The organism is Pedobacter sp. AC163 (assembly GCF_979258665.1).
Map to the genome: position 1 here is coordinate 339,164 of NZ_OZ409872.1, position 12,906 is coordinate 352,069.

General features: G+C 39.0%; 7 protein-coding genes and 1 tRNA gene. All 8 read left to right on the top strand.

The features are described 5' to 3' along the window. Window positions 1-199 precede the first annotated feature (199 nt). A tRNA-Lys gene (locus ACZZZK_RS01555) sits at window positions 200-272 on the top strand. A gap of 205 nt (window positions 273-477) precedes the next feature. Then, entirely contained in the window at window positions 478-789 is a 312-nt protein-coding gene (locus ACZZZK_RS01560) for a type II toxin-antitoxin system HigB family toxin (protein ID WP_463482530.1), read from the top strand. Continuing rightward, entirely contained in the window at window positions 773-1,132 is a 360-nt protein-coding gene (locus ACZZZK_RS01565) for a helix-turn-helix domain-containing protein (RefSeq protein ID WP_463482531.1), read from the top strand. Before ACZZZK_RS01560 ends, ACZZZK_RS01565 begins: the two co-directional genes overlap by 17 nt. A gap of 561 nt (window positions 1,133-1,693) precedes the next feature. After that, on the top strand, window positions 1,694-4,930 hold the full coding sequence (locus ACZZZK_RS01570) for a SusC/RagA family TonB-linked outer membrane protein (RefSeq protein WP_463482532.1): 3,237 nt from the start codon (window positions 1,694-1,696) through the stop codon (window positions 4,928-4,930). Window positions 4,931-4,946: 16 nt separating this feature from the next. Beyond that, entirely contained in the window at window positions 4,947-6,947 is a 2,001-nt protein-coding gene (locus ACZZZK_RS01575) for a RagB/SusD family nutrient uptake outer membrane protein (protein WP_463482533.1), read from the top strand. A gap of 268 nt (window positions 6,948-7,215) precedes the next feature. Then, complete coding sequence (locus ACZZZK_RS01580) at window positions 7,216-8,229, top strand: family 43 glycosylhydrolase (RefSeq protein ID WP_463482534.1); 1,014 nt, start codon at window positions 7,216-7,218, stop codon at window positions 8,227-8,229. A 3-nt stretch (window positions 8,230-8,232) separates the two neighbouring features. Further along, window positions 8,233-11,187: a glycoside hydrolase family 2 protein gene (locus ACZZZK_RS01585; protein WP_463482535.1), complete on the top strand. Its 2,955-nt coding sequence runs from the start codon at window positions 8,233-8,235 to the stop codon at window positions 11,185-11,187. Window positions 11,188-11,287: 100 nt separating this feature from the next. Next, complete coding sequence (locus ACZZZK_RS01590; RefSeq protein WP_463482536.1) at window positions 11,288-12,901, top strand: family 43 glycosylhydrolase; 1,614 nt, start codon at window positions 11,288-11,290, stop codon at window positions 12,899-12,901. The last annotated feature ends 5 nt before the right edge of the window (window positions 12,902-12,906 follow it).

Consider the following 12,906-nt stretch of genomic DNA (forward strand, 5'->3'; position numbering starts at 1 on the left):
AACTATAAAAAATGACCATCACGGTTAATTTATTACTATTTTAAATTGAGGTTTTCGTTCAAAATTGTGAGCACGAATAATTAATTGCCTTATAAATCAATACAGTAGCACTTTTTCAATATTTTTATTTGCATGAGATATATGGTAACCCTATATTTGCATCACTTTAAAGGAAACGGACAACGTTTTTAATAAAGAAGATTCCGTAGCTCAGCTGGTAGAGCATTACACTTTTAATGTAGTGGTCCTGGGTTCGAATCCCAGCGGGATCACGAAATGCCTCAATGAAAATTGGGGCATTTTGCATTAAAAGATATTTAGGAGAATAAAAATTACCTCAATCTAACGTTCACAATCATATTAGAATCTTTACAATCTAATTTCTAAGATTGCTATTTGCTTACCTACTTAAATCTGAAAAAAAATCAATCAACCCTATGTTCCCTTTTTGGGAACAAATTAGTATATTTGTTAAATATGCGAGTGATAGCCGTAAAAGCCCTTAAGGACTATATTGATGAATTCCATCAGGCAGAACAGGCATTATTGAGCTGGCATGAAGAGGCGGTTTCTGCATTATGGAATAATCCGAATGAGCTAAAAGCACAATATAAAAATGCTTCTGTTCTCAATGAAAAAAGAGTTGTTTTTAATATTCACGGCAATAGTTATCGCTTAATAGTAGATATAGAGTACAGATTAAAAATTGTGTTTGTTGTGTGGTTTGGTTCGCATCAACAGTATGATAAAATAAATGCTAAAACAATTAGTTATGTTAAAACCAATTAAAACTGAGGAAGAATACGATAATGCTCTAGCTCATGTGTATGAGTTGATGCAAACTGATATCATCGAAGGTTCTTTAATTTCTGATGAATTAGAAATTTTGAGCCTATTAATCAAGGAATATGAATTAGTACATTATCCTGTTTCTTATCCTAATCCAATTGAAGCTATAAAGTTTAGGATGGAACAAATGAACTTGTCTGAAAACGAACTCAGCAATTTATTAGGTACGCGTTCAAGGAAATCAGAGGTTCTATCGGGAAAAAGAAAACTAAGCCTGTCTATGATCCGAAAATTAACTGATGTACTCCACATCCCGGCAAATGTTCTAATTCAAGCTTACTAATTATAGATTTTAGAAAATATTGAAATCAAATGCTTAGCTATTTGGTTAGTCGAATTTGAAATCCACCCATAAAACGATTTAAACTTTCATTTTTAAACTAGGTTAAAGTCTTATCGGGATCACGAAAAACCTCACAGAAATGTGAGGTTTTTTTGTTTAATCACATTCAAACTGATCAGGCCGAAAAAATTTTCGCTTGGTTGTGAGCATAGGCATCTCAGGCAAAATCTTGCAGATAAATCTCCAGTGGTTAAAAGTGTTCTTCGAAAAAACTTCTAATCCATCCGTGAAAGTTTTTCAGCAACTCCTATTCCCTTGATTTTCCAAAAAAATTAACATTCCTTACAGGATAGAACAGGATGGAATAATTGTTTAAAACCGCTAACATCGCATAAGTTTAACCAAATATATATCCGTATCAACGACTAACTTACAGCCCGTAAATCCGCAATCTTATTATTTTTCCACTATGATCGCTGTGTTACCGAAAGGTAAACTACTGGAAGACGTTTCGCAAATCATTGATCGCTTATTAACCAAATATTAATTAAAATCATTACCATGAATTTGAATTTCCAATCAAAATCAAATCATCGGCTAAATGTATCAAGCAGAAAAAAAATCCTGATTGTAGGTGTTTCTGCATTGTCGTTTATGCTCATGAGTAACACCGTTAATGCGGCATCAGGCGCTGAAATTGTGCGCATTGTTCATGCAAAAAACAGTAAAAAACTCGATGTTACTGTAAAGGGAAAAATTACTGACGACAAAGGCGAAACCCTGGTAGGCGTTAGTATTAAAATTAAGGGCACAGCTCTGGCAACCACAACAGATGCCAACGGTGCATTTTCAATCAACATCCCTTCGACGGTTACAAATCCTGTTTTAGAGGTAAGTTATATTGGGTATGCAAGCCAGGATGTTCCGGTAAATGGAAGAACAACTATCACTGTCCAGTTGAAAAGTTCAATTAATGATCTTGATGAGGTAGTGATTGTGGGGTATAATACCGTTAAGAAAAGCGATTTAACGGGAGCTGTAGTGAGTGTGGGTGCCGAAGAAATTAGATCAAGACCGGTAACCAATGCTTTGCAGGCTATTCAGGGTAAAGCAGCCGGCGTTGATATTACATCGAATGAACGCCCAGGGCAATTGGGAAGTATATTGATTCGTGGTGTAAGATCACTTACGGCAAGTAATGCGCCGCTATACGTAGTTGATGGAATTCCATTGCAGGCTGGTGGCATTGAGGCAATAAATCCAAATGACATTGAAACAATCGACATTCTGAAGGATGCGTCTGCTACAGCTATTTATGGCTCACGAGGCGCTAATGGTGTCGTTTTGGTATCTACTAAGAAAGGTAAGGCAGGACGATTGACTTTGGACTACGTTGGAACAGCAACGATCGAAAAATTAAACGACAGAGCAGAAATGATGAACTCAGGTCAGTATATTGAGTTTCGCCGCGATGCTTACCGCAGAACAGCCTATATCAATTCGATAAACGGAACCAACACTGCTCCTATTTATAATTATCCTGTAGTGGCTACACAAGCTGCCGATCGCGAGATTTTTAAACAAGATCCAAACATGCTGGCCAACCTCGATCAAGGTTGGGTTAATGGGGTATTTGATGGTAGTTTAGTACCCACAACGAATTGGGGAGATTTGGTAACCAGAACTGGCGTAACACAAGATCATGTGTTGAGTGTGAGCGGTGGTACTGATAAAATTAAGGCATACGGTTCATTCGGTTATTTAAACCAAGAAGGAACTCAATTGGGTCAGGATTTTGAACGTTACAGCGGAAAGCTGAGCATAGAAATTAATCCGGTAAAATGGTTTAAAATGGGTGCTAACTTAACGGCAACCTATGGATTGCAAAACTATGGTTTCCAGGCGGCGAGTGCTTCAGGAGCTAGTAGTATTTATTTTGCAGCACGTGGCATGCTTCCTTTAGCTATTCCCTTTGATGCTAACGGTAACCGCATTAACTTACCTGGGGGCGATATAAACATTCAAAACCCGGTTTTAGAAGCAGACTACAATATCAACTTGCGCAAAACCTTGCGCACATTAGGTTCTGTATTTGCTGAAGTAAATATTCTAAAAGATTTAAAATACCGTGTCAACTTCGGTCCTGATTTCTCAAACTATTATAATGGAAGATATCAAGATGCGAAATCGGTTAATCGCGATGCTGGGGTACCAGGATCAATTAATAATTATGCGCAATTAAATCAAAATAGCCGATTTGCTTATACGCTTGATCATTTACTATACTATGATAAGACCATTAATAAACACAATTTTGGTGTAACTTTATTGCAAAGTTCATCATCTTACCGTGAAGAATCATCATCATTAACAGGAAGCAAAATTTCATTACCAAACTCACTTTGGTATGGTTTAAATACAGGTAACATTACAAATTTAGATGCGTTTGATGCCAATTTAAGGAAGTCGACATTAGTTTCTTATATGGCCAGGGCTAACTATAGCTGGAACAGTAAATATTTGTTAACGGCTTCTGCCCGTTGGGATGGAGCCTCACAGTTAGCTGCTGGTAACAAATGGGATTTTTTCCCTTCTGCAGCGTTGGCATGGAGGTTAGAGCAAGAAGATTTCATGAAAGATATTAAATGGGTTAACCAGTTAAAATTGAGACTTGGTGTGGGTAGCACAGGTAACTCATCAGTAGATATTGGTAGTACACTTGGTTTGCTTCAACCGCTAACTTACACTTTCGGAACTTCACCGCAAACTGGTTATGTATCTTCAGATGCCTCTCTAGCAAATCCTATCCCGCTCCCTAACAAATTATTAAGCTGGGAAAAAACATTACAATATAACTTAGGTCTTGATTTCGATTTAATTAAAGGCAGAATCTCTGGTTCATTGGATTTATACAAATCGAAAACAACGGATTTAATTTTGTTGAAAAAGATTGCTTCAGTAAACGGCTATACCACATCATTTGATAACGTGGGTTCGACAAAAAACAAAGGACTTGACCTTACTATTAACAGTATAAACATCAAAAGCGATGATTTCACATGGGAATCGACTTTAAACTTCTCTATGAGCAAGGATGAAATTGTAAAACTGGACAACGGTGATATGGTTAACGACCGTTTCTTCATTGGTCAAAGAAATGGTGTGGCTTACGATTATGTGAAGGAAGGGATTTGGCAAAATACACCAGAAGACATGGCAGAGATGGCCAAGTTCAATGCAAATATTGCTGCAAAAACCAGTTGGTTTGCTCCCGGTAGCGTTAAAGTAAAGGATATAAACGGCGATTATAAAATAGATGCAAACAATGATCGCCAGGTATTAGGCCACTACAATCCGAGCTGGACAGGTGGTTTAACAAATACTTTTGCTTACAAAGGTTTCGATTTATCAATTTTTATGGTGGCTCGCTATAATTTCTTAATCCAAACAGGCGCAGAACCTTTACAAGGGCGTTTTGCACAACGTGTGGTTGATTATTGGACACCGACTAACCCTACAAATGCTTATCCTGCTCCGAATTATGCTAGCGCAAGTGGCGATCAATACATAAGTGCTTTGAACTACCAAGATGCTTCATTTATCAAAATCAGAAACATCTCATTGGGTTACAATTTCGCTGCAGACATCGCAAAGAAACTAACATTGTCTCGCTTGAGAGTCTATGCACAAGTGATTAATCCAGGATTGATTTATTCAAATGTTAGCTGGATCGATCCCGATTTAGGTGGATCTACTTTTAACAGAGGTTTTGTATTTGGAATTAACGCTAGCTTCTAGCCAAAGAAAAATGAAAATGAAAAAGTTTATAAATATACTATCAGGAATGGTGTTGTTGGGAACATTGATGATCCTTCCAACCTCCTGTAAAAAAAGCTTCTTAGATGAAGAAGTAATTAATTCACATAACACTTCCGATTTTCAAACCACCTTAGGTTTGGATGGTTTGGTAATTGGTATGTATCAAAGTTTAAAGTTCCACTTTAATTACACGTGGGCTTACACTACCACAAATTACGGCGTTGATGAGTTTACCGTTGGCGGCGATCGTACCGAACAAATGTTTAATTCTTATGATGGAAACTTCAACTCTCTATCGGGTGATATTGCCTCCGTTTGGGACAATATGTATGGCAACATCAATTCGGCAAACATTATCATTAAAAATGTACCGGTATATTATGATGGTGCAAATAAAAATGTGCGCTTAGGTGAAGGTTACTTCATGCGTGCTTTTGATTACTTTAAGTTAGTTAAACAGTTTGGCGGCGTTCCTTTAAAACTCGAACCTTCAGAAACTATACAGGAGGAGTTTTCAAGAAGTACAGCAAAAGAAATTTATGCGCAAGTAATTCAAGATTTTATTCAAGCTTACGATTTACTCCCTACAACAGCAGCAGAGCCTGGAAGAATTACCAAATGGGCAGCAGCGCATTTCCTTGCAAAGGCCTACCTGTTTCGTGCTAGCGAAATTAACAATGAGTGGAATGGCGAAACTAAAACTGCCGATTTACAAAACGCAGTTAAATATGCTGATTTGGTAATTAATAGCGGGGGCTACACCTTAGCCACTAACTTCAGCGATCTTTGGAACTTTACAACAGTTGATGGTGCAAATGAATCAAATAAAGAAATTATTTTAGCAGCTCAATTTTCCAATAACACCACAACTCAAGGTCGTTACGGCAATCAAATTCATTTATATTATCCATCGGTTTATCAAACCCTTCCCGGTATGGTGCGTGATCTTGCAGGTGGTCGTGAATTTCAGCGTTTAAGATCGACAGATTATGCTTTAGATGTATTCGACCGTGTAAACGACTCCAGGTTCTGGAAAAGTTTCAAAACCCGGTATGTTTCAAATAATCCGGCAAGTGCGCCTAAATGGACTGCGGCTAATGCCCCTACTCCAGCGCAAGTTGGTCAGGCGAAATTTGTAGGTGGTGAAGAAGCGGTGTTGTACATTGTAAATAATGCTGGAGATACCCGTTACACTGCTTTAGATGCGAATGCTGCAAATCCTCTTCCAACAGATATTGGTCGTAGAAAACCAAGTATGTTTGTGAGATATTTTTCCGGTCAACCGCAAAGCTATCTTGCAGCACACGGAAATTATGGCGTTAGCCAGTTTGTTGCGTTATCTAAATTTATGGATGGCTCTCGCAACTTAGTGGCCTCGCAATTTGGCCAGAGAGATGGAATTTTAGCCCGTTTAGCAGAAACCTACCTCATAGCAGCCGAGGCATATGGCAGATCAGGTCAGTACGCTCAAGCCATTCCTTACTTAAACAGAGTTAGAGATCGTGCCGCTTACAAAGATGGAGAAAACAGAGAAAGTTATGTGGACGGAGGAATTTCTTACAAAACAAATCCGGTTACAAATGCCACTGCCCTTTCTTCATACTCTGATAAAAACACCTATTTCGAATCGAATAACTTGGCAGTAACAACTGCTAACACCTTAGCATCAATGCACCTCAATAGTGATGGTGATATCTTTAACTCCAATAAAGACTTTTATGATAAGATTGGTGCTGCTTCGCAGGCTGATAAGTTTACAGCATTCATTTTAAATGAGCGTTCCCGCGAGTTGATGGGCGAGTTGCAAAGATGGGAAGACTTAGCTAGGACCAAAACTCTTCTTGCCCGAACTGCAGCATTTAATGCAGAAGCGAAGCCGATAGATGGAAAACACTATCTTCGACCAATCCCTCAATCTTTCCTTGATGTGATCAAATCTAATGGAAGCGCATTGAGCCCAACTCAAAAACAGGCTCTACAAAATCCAGGCTGGTAAGAACAGCACTATATTGAATTCCAAGAGCAATTAACTTCGAGTTAATTGCTCTTTTTCGTTTGAGAGGGTTCGTATTACACCTATTTTTTCAAACGATTGAAATTTAAGTCTAGCCTCCCGAATCCTTTTTGAACCTACTTTAAACAGGATGGAACAGGATGGTATACCAATTTTTAAACCGTAAAATCGTGTAAGCTATTTAACCAAATATTTGAGTCTTAAGATTGTTGACAACACCATGTTGCGGCATGCTGAAGCATTACATCTTATGAAAATCTTTATCTATAAAAAAATTATCTTCGCTTGCTTGCTTTTAGTTTCCATATTCAGTTTTGCACAACAAAAAGGCACATCATTAATTAATAAACCTCTTTTTAGAGATCCTATATTTGATGGAGCGGCAGATCCAGTCGTCATTTGGAATAAGGGAGAAAAAAAATGGTTCATGTTTTACACCAATAGGCGGGCTAATGCAAAAAACCTTGATGGAGTGAGCTGGGTACATGGAACCAGAATTGGCATCGCCGAATCAAAGGATGGCATAAAATGGAACTACCGCGACACTTGCGACATCCAATATCGCCTAACGGATTACACCCACTGGGCGCCAGAGGTGATAGAAAATAAAGGTATTTATCACATGTACCTTACCTACGTGCCGGGAGTTTTCAAAGACTGGCGCCATCCACGGTATATTATTCATTTAACCAGTAAAAACTTAATTAACTGGAAATTCGAATCTAAACTGCCTTTGGCCTCCGATCGTTGCATAGATGCCTGCGTATTTAAGTTGCCGAACAACCAGGGTTGGCGGATGTATTACAATAACGAAGTGGCAGGCAAATCGATCTTCTACGCTGATAGCAAAGACCTTTACCATTGGGTTGATAGCGGAAAAAGAATTGTTGGCGATAAAGGATGCGAAGGCCCAAAGGTTTTCTACTGGAAAAATGCCTATTGGATGATTGTTGACAACTGGAAAGGCCTTGGTGTCTATTCCTCAACTGATTTATTAACCTGGAAAAGGCAGGAAAAAAACATTTTGCAAGCGCCAGGCAAAGGCGAGGATGATGGCGTGATGGGCGGTCATTGCGATGTGCTGGTTAACAATGGGAAAGCTTACGTTTATTATTTCACACATCCCGGCAAAACACCTGAAAACAAAGGCATAGATAATTACACCACCAGAAGAAGCTCCATACAAATGGCTGAACTGAAATATGAAAATGGTGAAATCACTTGCGACAGAGATGCACCACTTTATGCGAAACTAAAACAATAACACATGAAATACTTCTACCTCATTATATTTTTCAGCTTCTCTACCTTCAGCCTTCAGGCACAGAATCAACGAAAAACCTATAATTTTAATCCCGGATGGAAATTATTTGTCGGTGATCCGGAAAATGCCAAAAACGTTGATTTTGAAGACAACAGCTGGAAACCAATCACCCTTCCCCACGCCTGGAATGAAGATGAGGCATTTAAAAAATCTATCGAACAGCTCTCTACTGGCATCGCCTGGTATAGAAAACATTTCAAAGTTGAAGGCTCAAAAGACCATAAAGTTTTCATTGAATTTGAGGGAATTAGGCAGGCCGGAGAATTTTATTTAAATGGCGTGTTTATCGGTCGCCATGAAAATGGCGTAACGGCTTTCGGCTTTGATATCAGTGATTTAATTCAGCCAGACAAAGACAATGTGCTTGCCGTGAGAATTGATAATGCCTGGAATTACAAAGAGAAGGCTACAAACTCGGGATACCAATGGAGTGATAAAAATTTCAATGCCAATTACGGGGGAATCTCTAAAAATGTTCGCCTGCACCTCACGGGAAAGATTTATCAAACTTTGCCATTAAATGCTTTACTGAAAACAACGGGCAACTATGTTTATGCCAAAAACTTTGATATCACAGGTAAAAAAGCAGTAATTGTTTCTGAATCGCAAGTCCGTAATGAGACCTCAGCAATAAGCGAAGTGCTTTATGAGGTGCAAATTAAAGATGCATCAGGTAAAGTGATTAAAACTTTTCAATCCACAGCTCAGAACTTAGCGCCAGGAACAACCGCAATGCTAAAAGCAGAGGCAATGGTTGAAGGATTGCATTTCTGGAGTTGGGGCTATGGATATTTGTACACGGTTACTTCCCGAATTAAGATAAACGGTAATACGGTTGATGAATTAAATACGAAAACCGGATTTAGAAAGGCTGAATTCAAAGATGGTATGGTTTACCTCAACGATCGGGTATTGATGATGAAGGGTTATGCACAACGCACCAGCAACGAATGGCCTGCCATTGGTTTGTCGGTACCCGCTTGGTTGAGTGATTACAGCAATCAATTGATGGTGGAAAGCAATGCCAATTTAGTAAGATGGATGCATATTGCACCATGGAAACAAGATGTAGAATCCTGCGACCGGGTAGGTTTAATTCAAGCTATGCCTGCCGGTGATGCAGAAAAAGATGTAACGGGAACCCGATGGGATCAACGAAAATCTGTAATGACAGATGCCATTATTTACAATCGAAATAATCCAAGCATCCTGTTTTACGAATGTGGTAATGAATCTATTAGTGCAGCCCACATGGATGAAATGAAAGCAATTCGAGATCAGTACGACCCTAACGGAGGCCGGGCGATCGGCTCCAGAGAAATGTTGGACATTCCTTCCGCAGAATATGGCGGGGAAATGTTGTACATCAATAAAAGTGCTTCAAAACCATTGTGGTCGATGGAATATTCCAGAGATGAAGGTTTAAGAAAATACTGGGACGAGTTTTCGCCTCCCTTTCATAAAGATGGTGCGGGTCCACTTTATAAGGGTGCAGATGCCAGCATTTATAATAGAAATCAGGATACACACGCCATAGAGAACGTAGTGAGATGGAATGAATATTACAAAGAGAGACCAGGGACCGGAAAAAGGGTAAGTTCTGGAGGCGTGAATATCATCTTTTCGGATTCTAACACCCATTACCGGGGAGAAGAAAATTACCGTCGAAGTGGCGAAGTAGATGCCATGAGAATCCCTAAAGATGGATTTTATGCGCATAAAGTGATTTGGGATGGCTGGGTCGATACCAAAAAAACAGGCATTCATATTATCGGTCATTGGAATTATAAAGCTGGAATTAAAAAGGATATTAATGTAATCGCCGCAGGCGATAAAACTGAACTGTTTGTTAACGGAAAATCATTGGGTTTTGGAGCTAAAAGAGATGGCTTTTTGTATACTTTTAAAGATGTTGCTTACAAATCTGGAAGCTTAAAGGCAATTTCTTATGACGATAAAGGTGCTAAACTAGCTGAAAAGCAAATTAAAACCGCCGGAACGCCTGTTGCCATTAAACTAACCAAGCTACAACATCCCACAGGATTTAAAGCAGATGGTGCCGATTTAGCACTTGTTCAGGTAGAGGTTGTAGACGCCGAAGGAAATAGAAACCCGATCGCATTGAACTTAATTAATTTTGAAATAACTGGTCCGGCAGAGTGGCGTGGTGGTTTAGCGCAAGGACCAGATAACTATATACTATCCAAACAGTTGCCGGTAGAAGGTGGCGTAAACAGGGTATTAATTCGGTCGACCACAACGCCGGGTAAAATCAATATCACTGCAAAAGCTGATGGATTAAAATCCGCTACGATTATCTTAGAAACACTTCCCGTAAATGTTACTGGTGGTTTATCAGTCCAATTTCCGGCTGACGGATTAAAATCAAACTTACAGCGTGGAGAAACACCAGTAGCACAAACTTACCAGATGAGCAGAACACCTGTAACCATTTTATCAGCCTCTGCCGGCGCTAATACAGAAAAGGCCAAGCTAAGTTATGATGATAACGAGCTCAGTGATTGGGTAAACGATGGAAATTTAAACACCGCCTGGATCAAATACAATTTGGCTAAAGAAACCAGGGTTACAGAAGTTGAATTGAAAGTAAATGGTTTTAGAACTAAAGCGTATCCGATAAGAATTTTGGTGGATGACAAAGAGGTTTTCAAAGGCAATACCATTCCAAGTTTGGGCTATTTTACCGCTGTCTGTAAGCCAACAATAGGCAAAACGGTAACTATTCAGTTGCTCGGTTCTGGAAAAGAGACGGCAGAGAGCGAAAAAATCGGCGTTGAAGTAAATGGCAAAAAACTTGATGACGGCATCGAGCGGGCTGAAACCAAATCAAAGGGAGGTTTAAGCATTATCGAAACCGAAATTTATGGAGCTAAATAGAAGAGAAATTGCGAGGTGTATACCTGACACAATGAGTTTGCCGCAGTAGCCCAGCGTATCGAAATTCTAGCACTAAAAAATAAAATCACTTGAAAATTAAATGAGCAAAATCAAAATAAAAAATCACTTCAAATTACCTGTTCTAATCCTTACATTTTTGCTATTGTTTACCGCTGTAAATAATCTACAGGCACAGTTTGCAAACATCAAAAATGATAATTTCTGGAAAACAAAAGATGGCCAGCCAATTTATAGCCAAGGTGGTGGTATTTTTCAGTTTACCGATCCAAAATCTGGCACTAAAAAGTATTTCTGGTATGGAGTCAAATATGTGGAGGCCGAACTTTACTTAAACAATCCATCAGTTACCTATCCAAATGCAACATTCGAATCCGTTACTTGCTATAGTTCTACTGATTTGGTGAACTGGACTAGCGAAGGTAACGTGTTAACTAAAGGTGAAATAAGCAGAGTGCCTAAAACCTGGGTTGGTAGATTAGGGGTAGCCTATATTGCAGCACTAAAAAAGTACGCCATGTTTGTTCAGCATGGCAATCAGGTGCTCATTACTACTGCTGATACTCCGAACGGATCCTTTACCTGGCATCAACGAATAAACATGGAGCCAATGATTGGAACCAGCAATACTGGCGATCAAACTGTTTTTAACGATGAAGATACTGGAAAATCATATCTGGTTTATTCTTATGGTCGAGGTCGCAATAAAATTTATCTTTCGGAAATCGGAGTAAAAAACGGCAAAGTTAACCTGCTTGATTGTACAGAAATTTTCAAGGGCGAGAGTCGTGAGGGCAATTGCATGTTCAAATATCGAGGGAAATATTACATGTATGCTTCAAATATTTATGGGTGGGATGGCTCGCTGGCTTACTATCTAGTGGCCGACAACATCAGTGGACCGTATTTACCTAGCAACAAAATGCTGGTAACAAACGGAAGTGCTGAAGATTATGCACACATTTCACAAACAGGTTTCTTCGTTAACGTTAAAGGTTCAAAAGCAGAAACTGTTATTTTTTGTGGTGATCGCTGGGCCGATTTCGCTGGAAATGGACTAGGTTATAACCAATGGTGTCCACTATCTTTTGATGGAAAAACACCGTATTTTAATTCGCTTAACTCATGGAATCTCAATATTAAAACAGGCGCCTGGCAAGTTGCTGACGACAATGACTTTGTTAAAAATGGTAGCTTTGAAGCAGATAGAAAGCGGATTCCAAGTGTAGTTAAGCCAGTTCAAATGCAATTAACAGGTTGGAAAACCGCTGTCATTAAAGGAAATCAAATTAGCATGGATAGTTTAACCTCCCCAGCGTTAAATCATTTCAACAGCACAGCCGAAAGAAAAATTGTTATTGGAGAGAAAAGTTTAAATGTTAGCGATAAAGTAAATTTCGAAAGAAAAATTAATCAAATTATTACCTCAACTACCCGAGTTAAACTGGTTGATGGGCGCTATAAATTAACCGCAAAAGTAAAAACCAAAGGCCGATTTAAGAATCTGGAAATGTATGCTGTAAGCGGAGGCAAAAGGCTTAGTCACCATTTTGAAAAAGAAAACAATAATTGGAACACTATTATGCTTGAAAGCATTGATATCGCCAATGGTAAGATAGAAATTGGCTTTTTGGCCGAGGGAATGGTTGATGCAAGCTGCTTGATAGACGATGTCTCTTTAATAAAAAATAGATAAAACTG